We start from the raw sequence: 19,417 nt of genomic DNA, 5'->3' as shown, positions 1-19,417 counted from the left end.
CCAAGTGAAACGGCGGCGCGTTCCCGCTTACTTCCCCGCCTCTACGCCGTCCGGCAGAACCATCGCGGACCAGCTCTTGCCGGGCACGAGATACTTCTTCGCCAGCGCCTGGATGTCGGCGGGGGTCACGTCCAGCATATCGGGACCCATGCTTTTCATGACGTCGATATAGCGCGGATCGCGGGTCGCCCCTTCCATCTGCGACATCCAGAAGGCGTTGCCGGTGCTGGCGCGCGACAGCAATTGCCGCATCGGCGCGACGGCGCGCTGAAGTTCGTCATCGTCAACCGGCTTGGAGGCCAGATTGGCGGCCGTATCCTTAATAAGCTTGAAGAAATAGCCGATCTTCTCCGGCTTGATCTGGCTGTTCACCAGGATGTAGCCGCCGCTGTCATAGGAGAAAGGCCAGTTATTCTGGACGCTTGGCGAATAGGCCGCGCCGTCGGTCGCCCGCAGCCCTTCGAAAAGCCGGTCATTGAATATCTGGGTCAGGATTTCGAGCTGCCGGCTCTCCCTGGAGGCGGCGAACCCGCCTGACGTTGGCCAGGCCATGACAGCCGAAGCCTGATCCTTGTCGCCACTGTGGCGCAGGACCAGCGGCTTGTCATTATGCGCGGGGAAGCGCATCCGCCGGTTGGCGGCGGGCACTGGCTGCTCCTTGCGCTGCGGGAGAGCGCCGAAGGTGGCGGCGACCTTTGCTATTGCATCATCCGCCTTCACCTGCCCGAAAATCTGGATCTCGATCGGACCGGAGGCGAGGATCGGTTCCCATGTCTTGCGGAATTGCTCCGGGGTCAGCGCGGCAATCTCCGCCTTGTCGGGCGTGCGGTAGCGCACGTCCTTGTCGCGGAGCAGCCAGTTGAGGTCCCGGCTCAGCACGCCGTCGGGCGAGGAGGACATAGTGTCATAGGCGGCGGTGATCCCCGCCTTCAGCCGCGCGATCGGCGCAGGGTCCCAGCGCGGCTCCGCCAGTTTCGCCGCAAACAGGCGAAGCTGGTCGGCATAGTCCGCCGGCCGGGTGACGGCGGCGAATTCGAACGCATCGTCATCGATGGAAAAACCGAAGTCGAGGCGGCGGCCATTGGTCAGGTCATCCAGTTCACGCTGCCCCAGCTTGCCGATGCCGCTCGCCACCAGGGCATAGCCCGCCGCCCATGACGGCACGGGATTGGTGGGCGAGAAATCCTGCTGCCCATGACCGAAGCGCACATTGATGCGCACCTTCTCCGTCTCCGCATCATTGGCGAAGAGGGTCAGCTTCACGCCATTGGAGAAAGTGATGATCTCCATGCCGTTGAGGCCGCCAGCCGGAACGCGCGAGACGACCGTGGCGGGCGGGCCGAATTTGGGCAGGTCGTCCATCGTCACAGTGCCGTCGGCGAGGCGGGCGTTCTTGGCCGCCTCCACCTGGGCCGCGAGAGCCGCCGTCAACTTCTCCTGCGCACCCGGAATGGCCGTGGGCGTCATCAGCAATGCGCGCACCACATCGGCGGAAAAGAGCCTGCGGGTGGATTCCAGCATCGCCTGCGGCGTCATGCCGGGCTTGCCGGAGCGGAAAATGTCGAGGGCCGCCTGCGAGCTGACGGTGGTTTCCCGGATATCGACGGCGCTGACCATGTCCGACGCCTGTTTGGACCCGGCCTCCGTATCCTGATTTTCCACCTGAATGGCGAGAGCGGTGTCGAACTGCGCATATTCGCGGTCTATCTCCGTCTGCGTCGGCGGGGTCGCCTTCGCATCCTCAATGATCGCGCGCACATCGTTCAGCGCCTTTTCCCAATCCGCCCCGGACGGCAGAATGGTGACGAAGGTCCCGTCCACGGACCGGGCGACATCCTGCTGGTCGACGCTGGCCTGCAGGAAGCTGCCCCCTGCCCTTGCCGCCTGTTCCAGCCGGCGGTTGATCATCTGCAGCGCCAGCATGTCGGTCAGCTTGCCCTGATTATAGACGATGGTGTCTGCGCGCGGGCGCCATGGGCGCTCCCACGCCAGATTGATGCCGGTGGGGATGCCCGGCTCCACAACCACGGCGGCGGCCGGATATTTGGGACTCGGATCGCCGAAATCGGGGATCGCTTCCGCCTTTCCGGGCACGGTCCAAGCGGAGAAATGCTTCTTCACCAGCGCTTCCATGGCCGCCGGATCGGCATCGCCCGCAATGGAGATCACTGCATTTTCCGGGCGATACCAGCGCTGATGAAACGCCTCCATCGCCGCCGCGGTCGCTGCGTTCAGAGTGGCGGCGGTGCCGATGGGGGAGCGTTCCGCCATTGGCTGCCCGGCGAAGAAGAATTTCCGGCTGGCGTCGGCTATGCGTGACTGGGGACCGGTGGACTCGCGCATTTCGGCGAGTACCACGGCGCGTTCCGCATTGACGGCGCTGTCGACGATATTGGGTTCCGTCATCATGCCGGACAGGATCTTCATGCTTTCGTCCAGGCCCTCCGGGCTGGCTTGCGGCAGGTCGAGCGCATAAGTGGTGCCGGTGGCGGTGGTCTGCGCATTGCTGTCGCTGCCGAAGGTCACGCCCAGCCTCTGCCAGATGCGCTTGGACTCGCCGTCCGGCACATGCTTCGACCCACGGAAGGTCAGATGCTCCATATAATGGGCGAAGCCGCGCTCCTCCGGCCTTTCCATGAGCGCGCCCGCGTCAATCCGCAGGCGGATGGATACCTGCCCCGGAGGCACGCCATTGCGGCGGATGGCGTAGCGCAGGCCGTTGGGCAGTTCGCCGAACAGCCATTCCGGGTCGATCGGCACGTCGCTATTTTCATAGAGCCAGGGGCGCTTCTGCGCGGTGGCGATGCCCTGCTTCGTGGAGGCAATGGGCGACGCATTGGCCAAGGCAGGCGGCGCGGAGCCGGCAAGCAGGATAGCGAGGATGGATGCGGAGGCGGCTGTGCGCCGGAAGGAAGATGTCATAGGCGCAGGAACCTAGCGCCATTTTTCTGAATAACCACTGACAAAGCGGTCGGGCAATGTCCGGTTATGGTCCGTTCATGGTCCAGTCCGGCCCCCGCGCCTGTTCCGGGCGGGGACCGGCGGATCAGCCTATCGCGAGCCGCCCGTGCGTTGCACAGCGCCCTTGTGCGCGCCAACGCCGTTGCGCCGGCCACGGAATGGCTTGCGCGGACGATCGCCCTCAGGACGGTGCGCCCGCTCGGCGCTTCCCCGGCCGCCATTGTGCGAACGGCCGCGCTCGCCAGTGGTGACGGCGCGAGGCGCAGGCTTGGGCAGGTTGCGCACCGCCTCGGAGAAATTCTCCGGCAGGGGCACGATTTCCAGCTTCACGCGCGTCGCACGCTCGATGGACTTGAGGTAGGGCCGCTCATCGTCAGCGATAAAGCTGATGGCGATGCCTTCCGCCCCCGCGCGCGCCGTCCGGCCGATGCGATGCACATATTGTTCCGGCACGTTCGGCAGTTCGAAGTTGATGACATGGCTGACGCCCGACACGTCAATGCCGCGCGCGGCGATGTCGGTCGCAACCAGCAGCTTGATCTCGCCGGAACGAAACGCCTGCAGCGCCGTGGTGCGCTGCGCCTGGCTCTTGTTGCCGTGGATCGCCATCGCCCGGATGCCAGCGCCTTCCAGGCCGCGCACAACCTTATCGGCGCCATGCTTGGTGCGAGTGAAGATAAGCGCGCGGTCGATCGGCTCACCCTTGATGGTCAGGGTCAGCAGCGCCTGCTTCTCGCCTTGGTTGACGAAGCTGCCATATTGGCGGACGCGCTCGGCGGTGGTCGATTGCGGCGCGACCGAGACGCGCACCGGATCGTTCAGGAACTGCGCGCCTAGATCGGCAATCGCCTTCGGCATGGTGGCGGAGAAGAACAGGCTCTGCCGGTCCTTGGGCAGCATGCGGTCGATGCGCTTCAGGGGCTGGATGAAGCCCAGGTCCATCATCTGGTCGGCCTCGTCGAGCACGAAGATTTCCACATGGCCGATCGTCAGGGCCCGCTGATCGATCAAATCCAGCAGACGGCCCGGCGTGGCGACCAGGATATCAACGCCGCCACGAAGCTGATTGATCTGCCGGTTGATCGGCACGCCGCCGAACACCGTCGCGACCGTCAGCTTCATGAAGCGGGCATAGTCACGGAAGCTGTCGGCGATCTGCGCGGCAAGTTCGCGGGTGGGCGAGAGCACCAGCATCCGGCACGCCTTTTGCGGCGTATGCTTGGGATGATGATGGAAATAATCCAGCGATGGCAGCGCGAAGGCCGCCGTCTTGCCAGTGCCGGTCTGGGCGATGCCGCACAGGTCGCGGCCGTCAAGCAGCGCGGGAATGGCCTGCGTCTGGATGGGTGTTGGAACGGAATAATTCTTGGCGGCGAGCGCCTTCAAAATCGGCTCGGCGAGGCCAAGGTCCTTAAATTCGGTCAAGTTAGATACTCACATGTGAGCGATGCGCTCACGGCACGCAGACGCACGCCGGGCGCAAGGCGGGTTACGAAACGACCCGCGTGAAAAGGGAAGCCTCAGGCAAAGCGCAGGTCATTGGCCGGTCCTTTGCCCTTCGGGAGCTGGGACGATCACGCTGCCAATCGCTACGGGGCCGAAATGGCCCGGTTGCTGCGCTGCGGCGCATATGGCGGCGGCGCGGCAAAAATGCAAGCGGTTTCAATAGCGAAACGCAACCTTTGAGAGCCTGCAGGAGAAGAACAGGCTATGGATAGGCGATCGCCGGACAGTCCAATTCGCATATTGGCCTGTCCTACAATCGCCCTATCAAGCCATCCTCGGGCTCTACTACAGGGCCACCAGACTATGCCGGATTATAAGGAAAAATCTTTCTCTTTCATATTCTTATCGGGAACTTCCCAAGATATGGAAGCCCGGTGCGAAAGTTGCGGGACGACATACGTCCGATACCCGCAACTTCCGCAACTTCGTAGGACATCGTCCGAGGAATCTACAGGGCCACCTCCGCATGCTTGCCCTTCTCCTCTGCGGCGACGGATTTGCCGATCATCATGCGGAAAATGCCCTTCAGGGACATATCGGCCAGCCAAATCTCTGCGTCGCCCAGTTCGAAACGCAGCATCAGCAAGTTGGGATCGTCCCGCCCACCGGGATACCAGGCTGCGACTTCGTTGGACCAATAGCGATCTATCACGGCCGGATCGGTCTCCTCGACCAGCGTTCCGGCGATGCAGGCGAACAGATGATGTCCCTGATCCGCAAATTGGGCCATGGCAGGGCCGCCGCCGGCGAGCCGGTTGTCCCTGGAGGTGTAGAACCAGAAGGCATGATCCGCATTCTTGTCCAGTTGTGCGGTCATGGGCACACTGTGCTGATGGCCGCCATCCAGAGCCACCATCAGATAAGGACTTTCGGCCAGTTCCTTCCAGAAACGCTGCTTGATTTCGGCTTGGCTGCTCATCTTTCTCTCCATCGGTTCAGTATGAAACCAATCCCTCACCGGCCATAGGGTTCCAGCCTAATTGGGCCGGTCACACCGACGCGCAGAAAGTCGAGAGAACTTCGCTTGATCTGGCGCGCCAACCGCCCCACATAGCGGCCATGCTGATCGAGACCGAAACAACGCCAAACCCTTCGACCCTGAAGTTTCTGCCTGGACAGGCGGTGATGTCAGGCGGCACGCGGGACTTTGCGGATGCGCAAGAGGCGGAAGCGTCTCCGCTGGCGGAAGCGCTGTTCACCCTCGGCGATGTTACGGGCGTGTTTTTCGGGCAGGATTTCGTGTCCGTCACTGTAGGTCCCGGCGCGGCCTGGACCGATGTGAAGCCGGATGTGATCAGCATATTGCTCGACCATTTTTCCGCTGGCATGCCGTTATTCCGCGCTGGCAGCGCCGCTGACATCTCCGTCCCGGACGATGCGCCGGCCGACAACCCGGAGGATGCGGAGATCGTCGCGCAGATCAAGGAATTGATCGAAACCCGCGTCCGTCCCGCCGTGGCTAATGATGGCGGCGATATCATCTATCGCGGCTTCGACAGCGGCAAGGTCTATCTGAAGATGCAGGGCGCGTGCGCAGGATGCCCCTCATCTACCGCGACGCTCAAACAGGGCATCGAGTCCCTTTTGAAGCATTATGTTCCGGAAGTGACCGAAGTACGCGCCGTCTGAGCGCACCGTTTGGACGCTCCGGGACTATCGCGGCCGCCACTATAACGCTCCCACCCAAGGAAAACGCCCAATGACCAAGCCGTTGCCGCAGGAATCCCTCGACCAAATCTTCCTGACCGCCCGGAGCTTCAACGGCTATCTCGACACCCCGGTTTCAGAAGATCAGATCCATGCCCTTTGGGATCTGATGAAGATGGGGCCGACATCGGCCAACCTTCTACCCGCCCGTCTGGTCTGGTGCGTCAGCCCGGAAGCCAAGGAGAAGCTCGCCGCGCTCGCGCTCAACACCAATGGCGACAAGATCCGAAAAGCGCCGGTCTCCGTGATCATCGGCATGGACATTGATTTCCATGAACAGGCGCCGGAACTGTTTCCCCATGTTCCCAACATCAAGGACTGGTTTCCCGATCCCGCGGTGCGTGAGGTGATGGCGCTGCGCAACAGTTCGCTGCAGGGTGCCTATTTCATCATGGCGGCGCGCGCGCTTGGGCTGGACACTGGCCCCATGTCGGGCTTCGACAATGCCGGGGTGGACGCCGCTTTCTTCGGGGACACGCCGAATATAAAGTCGAATTTCATCTCGACGCTTGGCTATGGGGATCGCGCGACGATTTTCGATCGCCTGCCCCGCCCGGCATTTGGCAAATTCAACCGGATCGACTAACCGCGTAGCTTCATGCGTTCAGGGGTGAACATTGCGGACATTGGTGATCGATACGGCGACACAGGCGTTGTCGATCGCCCTGTTCGACAATGGCGATCTGATCGCCCACTATCATGAAATCGCCGGCCGCGGACATGCCGAAAAGCTGATGCCCGCCATCGCGGCGCTGCCCGATGGCGGGCGCGCGAATCGGGTGGCTGTCGATGTCGGCCCAGGCAGCTTCACCGGCGTTCGCATCGGCATCGCCGCCGCCCGCGCACTCGCCTTCGCCTGGCAGGCGGAGCTGACCGGCTTCAGCGCGATGACGCTGGTCGCGGCAGCGGCCCGGCAGGACGGCGCAAAGCAATGGCCGGTGGCGGTCGCCATCACTGGCGGGCATGGCGAACTGTTCTGGCAGATGTTCGACAGGGAACTTTCCCCCGGTGGCGATCTGGAATCCGTCCCGATCGCTGCGCTGGCGGCGCGCGTGTCGGCGGAAGTCATATATGGCTCAGGCGCGGAGGCTCTGTGCGCGGCGCGGGGAACTGGTCTTGCGGTTCCGCTTCATCCCGACAGCCGCTTGTTCCCGGACATTCCCGAACATGGCTTGGTTCCGCCCCACCCCCTTTATGGCCGGGGCGCGGATGCGAAGCCGATGGCGACACCGGCAGGTGCGGGTTGATGTACGGTCTCACGCTGATACTGCATGAACGCCCCGGCAGGCGCGCGCAGGCGGCGGCGATGTCGGTCATGGAGCGCGCCTTTGATCCGGCCTTCGGCGAGGCATGGACGGCGCCGCAGCTTGCGGGCCTGACAAGCCTGGGTGGATGCTGGCTCACATTGGCGCAAATGGACGGGGCGACGCTTGGATTTGCGCTCGTCCGTTCGATATTCGATGAATCGGAACTACTGCTTCTGGCCGTGGACCCCGCCTGGAGACGGCATGCGATAGGATCGGCTTTGCTGGATCACAGCGTCGCTGCGGCGCGATCGCGCAACATAAAATCCATGTTTCTGGAAGTCCGCGCGGATAATCCGGCAGTCGCGTTGTATAGAAAAACTGGTTTCCAGCATGTAAATACGCGACCTGATTATTATCGCGGCGACGACGGTAAACTATATGATGCATTAAGCTTCCGTCTTGAGATATGATTTTCATGCCTACGCCTTGAATTGATGCAGAAATGGGCCTACTGACGGCGCGTCCAAGCCTGAGAATCCAAATGATTCAGGGTCGGGTCGTCACACAAAACCAAAAGGAGCATCGGGCAATGGAGCAAGAATCGGCAAAAGATGAAATGCTGATCACTCTGACGTCAGATATTGTCGCCGCACATGTCACCAACAATACCGTCGCGGTTTCTGATCTGCCGGTGCTGATACAGAATGTGTATTCCGCGCTTTCCGGTCTTTCGGCCAGCCCTGCCGCGCCCGAAGTAAAACTTGAGCCTGCCGTATCTGTACGGTCGTCAATCAAGCCTGACTATATTGTCTGCCTTGAGGACGGAAAGAAGTTGAAGATGCTCAAGCGCCACCTGATGACCCATTATCAGATGACGCCGGAGGATTACCGGGCCAAGTGGAACCTGCCGCTGGACTATCCGATGGTCGCCCCCAATTATGCAGAGCAGCGCCGCACCCTGGCGAAGAAGATCGGCCTGGGCACGAAGCGCCGCCGCCGCGGCGCGAAATAAGGCTTTCGAGGCTTTGGGAAAAGGGAGGGAACCGGCCACGGTTTCCCTCCCTTTCGCGTACGCAAAAAAGCCGCTAGGCTGCCACATGTTATCGTTAGGATGGAAACGGAACCGATGAACCGCAAGATCGATGTCGAAGCACTTTGTGCCGAAAAAGGCCTTCGCATTACCGAACAGCGCCGGGTCATTGCGCAGGTTTTGTCGGAAGCGGAGGACCATCCCGACGTTGAGAAGCTTCATGCGCGCGCTTCGGCGGTCGATCCTGGCATTTCCATCGCCACCGTCTATCGGACTGTGCGGCTTTTTGAAGAAGCCGGCATTCTGGAACGGCATGATTTCGGCGATGGACGCGCTCGCTATGAAGCCGCGCCCGAATCCCATCACGATCATCTGATCGACGTCGAAACCGGCAATGTGATTGAATTTGTCGACCCGGAACTGGAGCAGTTGCAGCGCCAGATCGCCGAAAAGCTGGGGTTCCGCCTCGTCGATCATCGCATGGAGCTTTACGGCGTTTCTCTCGACCGGAAGAACTGACCTGCGCACCCGGCTGCGCCGATGGCGGCGCATCGCAGCATTGCTGGGTGCGTTGCTGGTCTGCCTTCCCCCGCACCTCCTGTGGAAGCTGTCGGGGAGGCGCTCTCCCTGGCCGCGCATGTTCCTGGGTCTGGCGGCGCGCGCTGTTGGCGTTGACTTGCGCATATCCGGCATCCCCCTGAGAAACGATGTGTTCTTCGCCTGCAATCATGTGAGCTGGATGGACATTCTTGCTCTGGGCGGAGCGACGGGGACGGCGTTCATCGCCCACGACGGCATAGAAAAATGGCCGGTGATTGGCTGGCTGGCGGCGCAGAATAATACGATCTTCGTCGCGCGGGAGCGCCGCAGAGGCGTGACCGAGCAGGTGGATGTCCTGCGTTCGGCGCTGCGCGAACATCAGCCCGTCACCTTATTCCCCGAAGGAACGACCGGCGACGGCCTTACGCTCCTCCCCTTCAAGCCCGCCTTGTTCGCCGTCATGATGCCCCCGCCCCGCGATCTGGACGTGCAGCCCGTCTATCTGGACTATGGAAGCGCAGCGGCGGAAATCGCATGGCATGGCGAAGAAAGCGCCGGTGCGAACGCCTCGCGGATTTTGGGCAGGAAAGGAAAAGTGCAGCTCACCCTTCACTTCCTCGATCCCTTCGATCCGGAAGATATGCCGGATCGAAAGGCGATAGCAGCCGAAGCGAGGAAAAGGATCGAGGCGCGTCTCCAGCCTTCCTTGGTCTCGTTCCCGGCTGTATAGAGGGACCAATGAATCAAGCACGCCCTCCGAAGTCCCCGGCTACATTCCACGTCAAATCCTTTGGCTGCCAGATGAACGTCTATGATGGCGAGCGCATGGCCGAGATGCTTGGCGCGCAGGGCATGACCCAGGCTGCGGAAGGGTCGGAAGCCGACATTGTTGTCCTGAACACCTGCCATATTCGCGAAAAAGCGGTGGATAAGGTCTATTCCGACATAGGCCGCCTGCGCCGTGAGGATGGCAGCCGCCCGATGATCGCTGTCGCGGGCTGCGTGGCCCAGGCGGAGGGGGCGGAGATCGCCCGGCGGGCGCCGACCGTTGATATTGTCGTCGGTCCGCAGGCCTACCACCGCCTACCCGACCTGATCGGCAAAGCGGCGCGCGGCGAGGAAGCGCTGGACACCGACATGCCCGCCGCGTCGAAGTTCGGCGCACTGCCAAGCCGCGGCAAGCAAAGCCGTCCGACCGCCTTCCTGACGATCCAGGAAGGATGCGACAAATTCTGCACCTATTGCGTCGTGCCCTATACGCGGGGCGCAGAGATCAGCCGCCCCTTTGCCGCCATCATGGACGAGGCGAAGGCGCTGATAGATGGCGGGGTGCGGGAGATCACCCTGCTTGGGCAGAATGTGAATGCCTGGAGCGAAGATAATGACCGGGGCGCCGCAATCGGTTTCGACGGGCTGATTCGCGCGCTTGCCGACCTGTCCGGCATTGATCGCATCCGCTACACCACCAGTCATCCCAACGACATGACCGATGGCCTGATCACGGCGCATGCCGAGGTCGACAAGCTCATGCCCTTCCTGCATCTGCCCGTACAGTCCGGCTCCAATCCGATTTTGAAGGCGATGAACCGCAGCCATACGGCGGAGAGCTATCTGGCGATATTGGACAGAGTGCGCGCGGCCCGGCCGGATATCGCCTTGTCCGGCGACTTCATCGTCGGTTTCCCCGGAGAAACCGATGCGGATTTCGAAGCGACGCTCGCCCTGGTCGAGCAGGTCCGGTACGCCCAATGCTATTCTTTCAAATATAGTCCCAGGCCCGGCACGCCGGCCGCCGACATGGACCGGCAGATCGCGCCGGAAGTAATGGACGAGCGGCTTGCCCGGCTGCAGGCGGTGATCAATCGTCATCAGGTGGAGTTCAACCAGGCAATGGTGGGTCGGACCACCAGCATCCTGCTGGAGCGTCCCGGCCGCCATCCCGGCCAGATCGTCGGAAAGACCCCCTGGATGCAGTCCGTGCATGTTCTGGCGGAAAGCGCCGTCATCGGGGACATGATAGATGTCGATATCGTCTCGGCCGGGCCGAACAGCCTTGCCGGGGAACTTGTGAGGAGGAAAGCCGCTTGAACCCAAATCCCATCGCCATATCCACCCGTCCGCCAGCATCATGCCATGGACCGGACAAGGGAAGATGGCTTTCCGCTCCAGCGGATCCAACGGGAGGGAGAAAAGCCTGATGGCCAAGCGACATATCCGGGCCGAAGCGGGCGAACGCGCCCGGTTGGAAGTCACCTTTGAAAAGCCGCATCTGCTGGGCACGCTGTTCGGCCAATATGACCAGAATCTGGTGGCGATCGAGAATCGGCTGGGCGTCTATATCGCCGCGCGCGGCAACAAGCTGCAGATTGAGGGCGAGGCCGAAGCGGCAGGCCGCGCGCGCGACGTGCTGTCCGGCCTCTACAACCGTATCGTCGCGGGCCAGGAGATCGACTCGGGCGCCGTCGAAGCCGTGATCGCCATGTCGTCCGAACCGACATTGGACGGCATTATCCGCCATGATGTGGCCGAGCCGCCCAAGGTGATGATCCGCACCCGGAAAAAGACGATCGTTCCCCGGTCCGCGACGCAGGTTACCTATATGGAGGAACTGGCGCGGCAGGACGTGATCTTCGCGCTTGGTCCGGCAGGCACCGGCAAGACCTATCTGGCCGTCGCGCAGGCGGTGAGCCAGCTTATCTCCGGCAGCGTGGATCGCCTGATCCTGTCCCGCCCGGCGGTAGAGGCTGGGGAGCGGCTGGGCTTCCTGCCTGGCGACATGAAGGAGAAGGTCGATCCCTATCTCCGTCCGATCTATGACGCCCTGTACGACACCCTGCCGGCCGAACAGGTCGAGCGGCGGATCGCGAGCGGCGAGATTGAGATCGCTCCCCTCGCCTTCATGCGCGGCCGCACTTTGGCCAACGCCTTCATCGTACTGGACGAGGCGCAGAACACGACCATTGCCCAGATGAAGATGTTCCTCACCCGCTTTGGCGAGAACAGCCGGATGGTCATTTGCGGCGATCCCAAGCAGGTCGATCTTCCCCAGCCCGGCGTATCCGGCCTCGCCGACGCCGTCGCGCGGCTTGAGGGCGTGGAAGGTGTCGCCGTCGTGCCGTTCAATATCGCCGACGTTGTGCGGCATCCGATCGTCGGCCGCATCGTCCAGGCTTATGAGGGCCCGGATGCTTGATGTCGCGGTGCTCCGGGAAAGCGTTGAATGGCCTGAGCTGGACTGGGATGCCCTGGCTCTGAAGGCGGTGACCGCGGCCCTGCGCCACAGCCCCAATGCGGATTACGCCACGCAGGCGGCGACCTATGAAATCGCGGTCAAACTGACCGATGATGACGAGGTCCAGTCGCTGAACCGCAGTTATCGGGGGAAGGACAAACCGACAAATGTCCTCTCCTTTCCCATGGTTCAGCGCGACCTTCTGGAAGCCATGGCCAATACCGATGACGGCGAGGTTTTGCTGGGCGATATCGTGCTTGCAGCGGGCGTCTGCACGGCCGAGGCGGCTGAAAAAGGCATAGCCGTTCCCGACCATGCCGCGCATCTTATCATTCACGGGACTTTTCATTTGCTCGGTTATGACCATATGATCGACGTGGAGGCTGAGGAGATGGAGGCGCTTGAGGTACAGGCGCTCGCCAGCATTGGCCTTCGCAATCCATATCTGGATATAACAGGGGATCATTGAACATCATGGCTGACGACAGCCCATCCACCCCGAAAGAGGCGGACAGTAGCAGCGCCAACAGCAGTGAAGGCGGCAGTATATGGCAGGGGCTGAAGTCCCTGATCTTCGGCGACGAGAGCGAGCAGAGCCTCCGCAAGGAGATTGAAGAAGCCATCGACGAATATGATGGCGAGGAACAGGAGGGCGGCAGCGCTTCCTCCACAGCGAAAAAGGGCGACCTGTCCGCGATCGAGCGGCAGATGCTTCGCAACCTTCTCCATTTCAGCGAGCATACGGTGGACGATGTCGCCGTTCCCCGCGCGGACATCATCGCGATCGAGGAAAAGGCCAGTTTCGCCGAACTTGCCGCCCTGTTCGCGGAGGCCGGTCACAGCCGCATCCCCGTGTATCGCGGTACGCTCGACACGATCATCGGCATGATCCACATCCGCGACGCATTCGCCATATTGGCGGGAACAATGCCGCCGCCGGACACATTGGAGCCGTTGATCCGTCAGCCTCTCTATGTGCCCGAAAGCATGGGCGTGCTGGATCTGCTGGCCGAAATGCGGGCGAAGCGGACGCACCTCGCCATCGTGCTCGACGAATATTCCGGGACCGAAGGGCTTTTGACCTTCGAGGATCTGGTCGAGGAAATCGTCGGCGAGGTCGAGGACGAACATGACGACGCACCGCAGGCGATGCTGGTTCCCCTGGACGGCGGGATGTGGGATGCCGACGCCAGGGCCGAACTGGATGATGTGGCGGAGGAAGTCGACCCCAAATTGTCGGAGGTCGAGGAGGATGTCGATACGCTCGGCGGCCTTGCCTTCGTCATTGCGGGGCGCGTTCCCGAAATCGGTGAAATCCTGCTGCATGACGAAAGTGGGTGGAAGCTGGAGATACTGGACAGCGACAGCCGCCGTGTGTCCCGGCTGAGGCTCCATCCCCCCGCCCATGTGGAACTTGCCGAGGACGCCTGACTTTTCGCTCATGCGGCGTCAGGCGTGCGCGACTAGGCGCTCTGTGGCGAACCTCGCATTATGGGCGTGACGTTGGAAGCAAGTTTCTGAAGATCGTCCGGCGGTCTTAGCTGCCTACGCCCCGGAACGTCCGGCATCCTTACTCGTTATTTCGGTATCACGAGAAAATGGAAGGATGCCGTTATGGGCAAGGGAATTTTATTATGGCTGCTGGGCGTGCCCATTCCGCTCATACTGATCGGCTGGCTGATATTCCGCTGAAAAAAGGCGGCAGTTTGTCGAATAAAGGTGCCTTGCCTTGAGTCTCTTTCGCTCCTAATGCGCATGCGTCGGGGAGTAGCGCAGCCTGGTAGCGCATCTGCTTTGGGAGCAGAGGGCCGGAGGTTCGAATCCTCTCTCCCCGACCACTAATCCCTCAGACCAATTGGCTTTCTGAACTCCGGTGTCAGGAAATGAGGATGTTGGTCCCCTGATCCGGCTGTCTAGTAGCGGCATAATCCGGCATTATTGCTCGAATGCCCATGCAAAATGGCGCGGCAACATGTGCCGCGCCATTCCGCCCCCAAATGGGTTATGCAGCGAGTGCGAGAATCGTCTGGCCCGCGCCAGCCAAAGCAGCTTCGCGATGCTCCGGCCCAACCATGACACCCTCTGCGACGATGAATTCGGGCTTGATGCCGATGAAGCCGAAAACGCCGGTGAGGTAGGTCTGGAGATGCTCATTTGCCGCGGAAGGCGTATCCGCGCCGTAAAAACCACCCCGTGCGATCGCGATGATAACCCGCTTGTCGCCCACCAGACCAACAGGGCCGGTTTCGCTATAGCTGAACGTCTTGCCCGCAACGAGGATGCGATCGATCCACGATTTGAGCTGGCTTGGAACGGTGAAATTATACATCGGCGCGCCGATAACGATCACATCGGAAGCGAGAAACTCATCCAGGACGGGCGTCGTGCCTGCAGGCCCCGGAAGATCGGCCAGCGTGAAATGACCAAGCGGGTTGGCAGCGAGATCGCGATGGGTCACTTCAATGGAACCATTGGACTCGACAAGACGCTTTACGATGTCCGCAGTGACCTGGCGGCTGACCGAACCGTCTCCTGTAATGGCGCTATCGATATGAAGAAGTTTCATTTTGTTACTCACTTTCATTTTGTGACCGGCGCAGAAATGGTCTAGACAGGTCGCACGGACAAGACGGCACATTTTGGTAACAAAGGCACATCAAAGTGACTAATTCCTCGACCGTTCATCACACTTCGGAATGTGTACGCGTAAGTGAAGTGCTCGCCCGTGTTGGTGACAAATGGAGCATCCAGGTCATCGCCACGCTGGGAGAAGGTCCACGGCGCTTCAGTGAACTGAAACGCGGCATAGACGGCGTTTCGCAACGCATGTTGACCCTTACGCTGCGCGGACTGGAACGCGATGGGCTTATCACCCGCAAGGTAACGCCAAGCATCCCTCCCCGTGTCGATTATGCGTTGACCGACGTGGGAAAATCCCTGCTTGAACCGGTAAAGGCCCTGGGCGACTGGGCGATCGCGAACCGCACCACTGTCGATGCGGCGCGCAGCATATATGACGCCCGCACCGACGATATTTGATGAACCTTCGCAACGAGCCGTCAAATCGGCGCTAGCTTCGCTGTAGGATGATCGCACGGGCGGCTGCCGTACTGGCCAACGATTTGGCCTGCTCTCAAAAGAAAACAGGCCAAATTCGTCAAACAGGCGCAATTTAATCACGCTCGCTTCCAAACGATGCCCGGATTTCTATGCCGAACATCCGCGGTGCGCCGACGCCGACATAATAGGTTCCCTGGCCGTTGCCGCCCAACGTGTTTACGCCGTAGGAATAATAATAGTTGTTCGTGATGTTATTCACGAACAGGCCGATATCGATCCCCTTATTATAGATATTCTTCCAGTCCAGGCGGAAATTCGCGATGCCATAACCGGGCAAAATGCCATTATGGTTGTAGCAAGGGACATATACCACGCCCGCCGGCAATGTGCCGTTGCCCGTACAGTTCGGGGAGTTGAGTTCATTGAACTGCCATGCCTTTGAACGATAGCTGTAGTTCAACGACGCCGATATTTCCCCAATATCTTCCGGCACCGGCAGCATTAAAGTGCCCGCCAGGTTGAGCTGATGCTTGGAAATATTGACGAAGTGGCTGCCCCTCTGATCGATAATATAGGGCGTTCCACTGACGACCAGCGTGTCGCTGAAGCTGTCATATACCGGTTTCGTATAGGCATATCCCGCCAGCAATTGCAGCGCGTCAAACGGCCTTATGTCCAGCTCGACCTCTCCGCCATAGATATGGGCCTTCGCCGCATTGACCACCCTGTTGAACAGCGGCACGCCCGGAGTGAAGATCGTCGTTTGCCGCTGGATGTCGTTATATTCGCTATAATATCCGGCGAGGTTCAGCGTGGCGGGACGTCCGCCGATATCGAATTGGTTTTTCGACCCCATTTCAAATGCGTCGACCGTTTCCGGCTGATAGGGCAAGCCTGCGATTGCCGGGTTTGTGGCGGTAATCGAATATCCGCCAGTGCGGTATCCCCGGCGATAGGATGCATAGAGCAAATTATCCGGTGAAGCCTGATAGTTCACGGTGAATTCGCCCGTCAGCCGGGTAAAATCCGTCTTGTATGTCGAATTGCACTGACTGGTTCCGCTCACGATCTGGCCAGTCAGGAGGCACCGGTAATCTGTGGAACCCGTCGCGAGTTGCCTGATATGATGGGCGCGAAATTCCCGCTCATCGCGGCTGATCCGCAGGCCTCCCGAAATGCCCAGCCCGGATACGACGCCCGAAAGGTCGACCGTCGCGTCCGCATAGGCCGAATAGCTCGTATTGCGGGTCTGCGAACTCAATATGGTCATCGGCGACAACGTCGATGCCGGTGTCGGCGTACCGATCGGCGACGGCGATGTAATCAGGCTGGCGAAATCGGTAACTTCCGAACCATCCGCGCGGAACAGGAAAAGCCCGCCGACATAGGTGACGATCCCGGCCGTCCCGGACAATTGCAGTTCCTCGCTATATTCCTTGATCCGGTCGACCAGGGGTGTCTGAATGAACTGCGCGCGAGTGCCGTCACCATCCGGCGCGGCCTGGTCATAAATATTCCGGTAGCTGATAATGTTCTTGAGCACCGGCCCGCCAAGATCGAACGAGGTGGTGTTTTGAACGCTATAAGTCCGATTTTCATTGCTGGGATCGGAGAAGGGCGCGCCAGGCTCGTAGCTGTCCACGAACTCATATTTTCCAAGGTTCTGATAGGCCAGGAAAGACCCAATGAGCGTCGGATTGGTCACGGGCGCGCCGGTAACCGCAATCAGCTTGGCCGAATTGCCGGTCGAGCGTGCGCGGCTATAGGTCCCGATAGTCGTGGACTCGATGCCCTCGCTGGGCGTCCACTTGATCGACAGACGGGCCGATTGCGCATCGATGCTGTCATAGTCGATGTTGGAGATGACCTGACGCATATAGCCATTACGCGAGGTCGATTTGCCAACCGCGCGGACCGCCAACGTATCGCTCAGCGGTATATTGGCGACGCCCTCAATATCGCGGAGGCCATAATTACCCGCCGAAGCCCGTATATAGCCGCCAAAATCGCGGCCCGGACCTTTGGGCGTGATAAGCACCGCGCCGGCTGTGGCATTGCGCCCGAACAATGTCCCTTGCGGGCCTCTCAACACCGCAACGGATTCAAGATCGATAAAGGCGCTGTTTAACCCTTGCGGCGAATTTTGCGGCGCTTCCGCAAAATAGACGCCCACGGAGGGATCCGCCCCTGACGTTCCGTCGCCGTTGCGCTGCCCGCGAATGGCAAAAATCAACTGGTTGTAGCCGCGAACACTAGAAGGACCAGCGACCAGACCCGGCGCGGCGCGCATGAGGTCTGACGGGTTCGTAATCGCCCTTTGTTCAAGCGCCTCGCCCGCAACGGCCGTGACGGCGACCGGAACATCCTGAATATTTTCATTGCGGCGGCGCGCTGTGACAACAATCATGCCCGCATCGTCGGCCGGCGGAGATTCGGACGCAGATTCAGCCGTTTGCGCTATTACTGCACTCGGCGCGACCATCATCGGAGCAGTTGCAACGGCCATCGCGAACATCGAGATGCGAACTTTACCGAGATTTTTCATTTCACCCCTCCCTCACCAATTGTTTCAGTGAATTATTATTTTCGAGGATCGATCTCATCACCCAAACACGCACCGAATGAAGCTGCATGGCGCCTCTTGCCGTGACGAAATAGGGCTACAGCGCAATTGGCTGGAGCATGTTCGGCTGTAAGGATAAAAATGGCGAGATTCAGCCATGAACCGGACGGCGTGCCCGGGCCTTTTTCAGATCATCTCCTCTTTCGACTGCCGCCTATTTCGACGGTCAGAAAACTGATCATTTGATCAGCAATTCGTTGCATATACGGAATCACCTTCCCGTAGCAAGCCAAAATCGTCATGAGATTCAGGCGACGCAAAAATATTTTGCGCGGGGAGCGCAAAAATTCTGATCATTTGATAAGCCATTTGACGCCAATGGCGGCTGTCGAATGGCAACGCGGCGCTTACGCCCCAAATGACGCGTGAGGCAAAACGAGAGCTTTCCGTCCCGCTAGCAGATGCGCCGCAACGCGATCATGCCAAAGGGAAAACGGCCAGCTTCAGTCGTCGAGAAACACGAACTGATTTATCAGGGAAATCGTGCCCTCAATCTCCTCGGCGCTGAACGGGCTTTTATTGGTGAGGATTTGATATTCCGCCGAAACGGCAAACGGCACCGCGGACATTGCGTTAATTGCAAACCGCAAACGGGCCGGGTCAACCATACGGACCTTGCCCTCCCTCTGCGCTTCGACAATCAACGTCGTCATATCGCGGAAGCTTTTCCGCGTATGGCGCTCACACATCCACAGCAGCCGGTCAGTGATCTGATGCCCTTCCAGGGTCATCAGACGGTGCAACGACGGTGAATTCGCAAAGAAACGGACAATATCCTCGATCAGCAAACGGAGCCGTTCGCTGGCGGACAAGCTATCATAATTGGGGTGGCGCTTTTGCCCTGTATCGATTTCCTCATACACGCCCTCCATTACCGTCCGCCACAAATCTTCCTTCGAGCGGAAATGGTAGAGCACCAGCGGGAGCGATGCGTGGGCGTCCTTGGCAATGCTCCTGACAGAAGCGCCCTCGAAGCCATAGGTGGCGAATGCCGTAAGGGCCGCGCTTAATATACGCTCCTTGACTTCTTCCGGCCGCCGCCGGCGTTTGGTCCGCGGCCCCGCTGATGCGTCGGTTTTTTTGGGACTCCGGGGCTTTTTTGCCGGTGCAGGTGAAGTTTCGCCGTTCATTTGTCTTCCGCGTGTCAGTCGCTCAATATCCGCATTAGCCATTTATTTTGGCCGAAACCATTAATATGTCATGCAATCTGCTTATCGTTGAAGCGGTGTAATCGGGACGGCGCGCCTAATTTCAAACGAACCAGAAGCAAATCCGTTAGGATTTATAGATCATTCAGTCAACTGAACCGATTTCTGGCAACCTGCCTCTTTTCACGGCACCCCTCTATCTAATTCGGCCGTGAATCATTGAACGACCTGCGCTTCCGACCGCTGATTGATATTGATCTAGTGAACAATTGCGCTACGCTGAGTTCGGCGGGGATAAGACAAAGCGCGAGGGAATAGCCGCCGTTTTTCCTTGATAATATTGCAGACGCCATGGAGCTATCT

General features: G+C 60.1%; 18 protein-coding genes and 1 tRNA gene. 13 read left to right on the top strand and 6 right to left on the bottom strand.

The annotated features are described in order from the left end of the window. Positions 1–27: 27 nt before the first annotated feature. From BHQ40_RS07880 to BHQ40_RS07870, 3 genes are all read right to left on the bottom strand, one after another. Positions 28–2,922 (bottom strand): M16 family metallopeptidase, encoded by a 2,895-nt coding sequence (locus tag BHQ40_RS07880; RefSeq protein ID WP_070154596.1) that lies wholly within the window; start codon positions 2,920–2,922, stop codon positions 28–30. A gap of 129 nt (positions 2,923–3,051) precedes the next feature. Next, positions 3,052–4,386 (bottom strand): DEAD/DEAH box helicase, encoded by a 1,335-nt coding sequence (locus BHQ40_RS07875; RefSeq protein ID WP_070154594.1) that lies wholly within the window; start codon positions 4,384–4,386, stop codon positions 3,052–3,054. A gap of 529 nt (positions 4,387–4,915) precedes the next feature. Continuing rightward, positions 4,916–5,386, bottom strand: coding sequence for a pyridoxamine 5'-phosphate oxidase family protein (locus BHQ40_RS07870; protein ID WP_070154592.1), 471 nt, complete (start codon positions 5,384–5,386; stop codon positions 4,916–4,918). A 140-nt stretch (positions 5,387–5,526) separates the two neighbouring features. Between BHQ40_RS07870 and BHQ40_RS07865 the strand changes: the two genes are divergently transcribed. The 12 genes from BHQ40_RS07865 (at position 5,527) to BHQ40_RS07810 (ending at position 14,061) form a co-directional block, all read left to right on the top strand. Next, positions 5,527–6,096 (top strand): NifU family protein, encoded by a 570-nt coding sequence (locus BHQ40_RS07865; RefSeq protein WP_070154590.1) that lies wholly within the window; start codon positions 5,527–5,529, stop codon positions 6,094–6,096. Positions 6,097–6,166: 70 nt separating this feature from the next. Continuing rightward, positions 6,167–6,760, top strand: coding sequence for a malonic semialdehyde reductase (locus tag BHQ40_RS07860; protein ID WP_070154588.1), 594 nt, complete (start codon positions 6,167–6,169; stop codon positions 6,758–6,760). A 31-nt stretch (positions 6,761–6,791) separates the two neighbouring features. Continuing rightward, entirely contained in the window at positions 6,792–7,421 is a 630-nt protein-coding gene (tsaB, locus tag BHQ40_RS07855; protein WP_070154586.1) for a tRNA (adenosine(37)-N6)-threonylcarbamoyltransferase complex dimerization subunit type 1 TsaB, read from the top strand. Beyond that, positions 7,421–7,891 carry a ribosomal protein S18-alanine N-acetyltransferase gene (gene rimI, locus BHQ40_RS07850; RefSeq protein ID WP_070154584.1) on the top strand — a complete coding sequence of 157 codons (471 nt, stop codon included), beginning with the start codon at positions 7,421–7,423 and terminating at the stop codon, positions 7,889–7,891. Before tsaB ends, rimI begins: the two co-directional genes overlap by 1 nt. Before the next feature lie 119 nt (positions 7,892–8,010). Further along, positions 8,011–8,433: a Ros/MucR family transcriptional regulator gene (locus BHQ40_RS07845; protein WP_070154582.1), complete on the top strand. Its 423-nt coding sequence runs from the start codon at positions 8,011–8,013 to the stop codon at positions 8,431–8,433. Positions 8,434–8,547: 114 nt separating this feature from the next. Beyond that, the gene (locus BHQ40_RS07840; RefSeq protein WP_070154647.1) at positions 8,548–8,970 is read left to right on the top strand and encodes a Fur family transcriptional regulator; all 423 of its coding nucleotides are present in this window, start codon (positions 8,548–8,550) and stop codon (positions 8,968–8,970) included. A gap of 118 nt (positions 8,971–9,088) precedes the next feature. Then, positions 9,089–9,721 carry a lysophospholipid acyltransferase family protein gene (locus BHQ40_RS07835; protein WP_253183289.1) on the top strand — a complete coding sequence of 211 codons (633 nt, stop codon included), beginning with the start codon at positions 9,089–9,091 and terminating at the stop codon, positions 9,719–9,721. An 8-nt stretch (positions 9,722–9,729) separates the two neighbouring features. Further along, the gene (gene miaB, locus BHQ40_RS07830) at positions 9,730–11,079 is read left to right on the top strand and encodes a tRNA (N6-isopentenyl adenosine(37)-C2)-methylthiotransferase MiaB (RefSeq protein ID WP_070154580.1); all 1,350 of its coding nucleotides are present in this window, start codon (positions 9,730–9,732) and stop codon (positions 11,077–11,079) included. 109 nt (positions 11,080–11,188) lie between these two features. Then, on the top strand, positions 11,189–12,184 hold the full coding sequence (locus BHQ40_RS07825) for a PhoH family protein (protein WP_070154578.1): 996 nt from the start codon (positions 11,189–11,191) through the stop codon (positions 12,182–12,184). Continuing rightward, positions 12,177–12,692: an rRNA maturation RNase YbeY gene (gene ybeY / locus BHQ40_RS07820; protein ID WP_070154576.1), complete on the top strand. Its 516-nt coding sequence runs from the start codon at positions 12,177–12,179 to the stop codon at positions 12,690–12,692. Before BHQ40_RS07825 ends, ybeY begins: the two co-directional genes overlap by 8 nt. Positions 12,693–12,697: 5 nt before the next feature. After that, positions 12,698–13,654, top strand: a complete 957-nt coding sequence (locus BHQ40_RS07815) for a hemolysin family protein (RefSeq protein WP_070154643.1) — start codon at positions 12,698–12,700, stop codon at positions 13,652–13,654. 330 nt (positions 13,655–13,984) lie between these two features. After that, positions 13,985–14,061 (top strand) — tRNA-Pro (locus BHQ40_RS07810). Positions 14,062–14,225: 164 nt separating this feature from the next. Here the strand turns inward: BHQ40_RS07810 and BHQ40_RS07805 are convergent. Next, complete coding sequence (locus tag BHQ40_RS07805; protein WP_070154574.1) at positions 14,226–14,789, bottom strand: FMN-dependent NADH-azoreductase; 564 nt, start codon at positions 14,787–14,789, stop codon at positions 14,226–14,228. Between the two features lie 95 nt (positions 14,790–14,884). Here BHQ40_RS07805 and BHQ40_RS07800 point away from each other — a divergent pair, with 95 nt between their 5' ends. Further along, the gene (locus tag BHQ40_RS07800) at positions 14,885–15,262 is read left to right on the top strand and encodes a winged helix-turn-helix transcriptional regulator (protein ID WP_216094862.1); all 378 of its coding nucleotides are present in this window, start codon (positions 14,885–14,887) and stop codon (positions 15,260–15,262) included. Positions 15,263–15,395: 133 nt separating this feature from the next. Here BHQ40_RS07800 and BHQ40_RS07795 read toward each other — a convergent pair whose 3' ends face one another. Together BHQ40_RS07795 and BHQ40_RS07790 are read right to left on the bottom strand one after the other, a co-directional pair. After that, positions 15,396–17,828, bottom strand: a complete 2,433-nt coding sequence (locus BHQ40_RS07795; RefSeq protein ID WP_070154570.1) for a TonB-dependent receptor — start codon at positions 17,826–17,828, stop codon at positions 15,396–15,398. A gap of 521 nt (positions 17,829–18,349) precedes the next feature. Continuing rightward, positions 18,350–19,036, bottom strand: a complete 687-nt coding sequence (locus BHQ40_RS07790) for a TetR/AcrR family transcriptional regulator (protein ID WP_070154568.1) — start codon at positions 19,034–19,036, stop codon at positions 18,350–18,352. Positions 19,037–19,417: the final 381 nt, after the last annotated feature.

The organism is Sphingobium phenoxybenzoativorans (genome assembly GCF_001757355.1).
GTDB lineage: Bacteria > Pseudomonadota > Alphaproteobacteria > Sphingomonadales > Sphingomonadaceae > Sphingobium > Sphingobium phenoxybenzoativorans.
The sequence above is the reverse complement of the archived record's forward strand: the minus strand, read 5'-3'. Positions and strand labels throughout refer to the sequence as shown.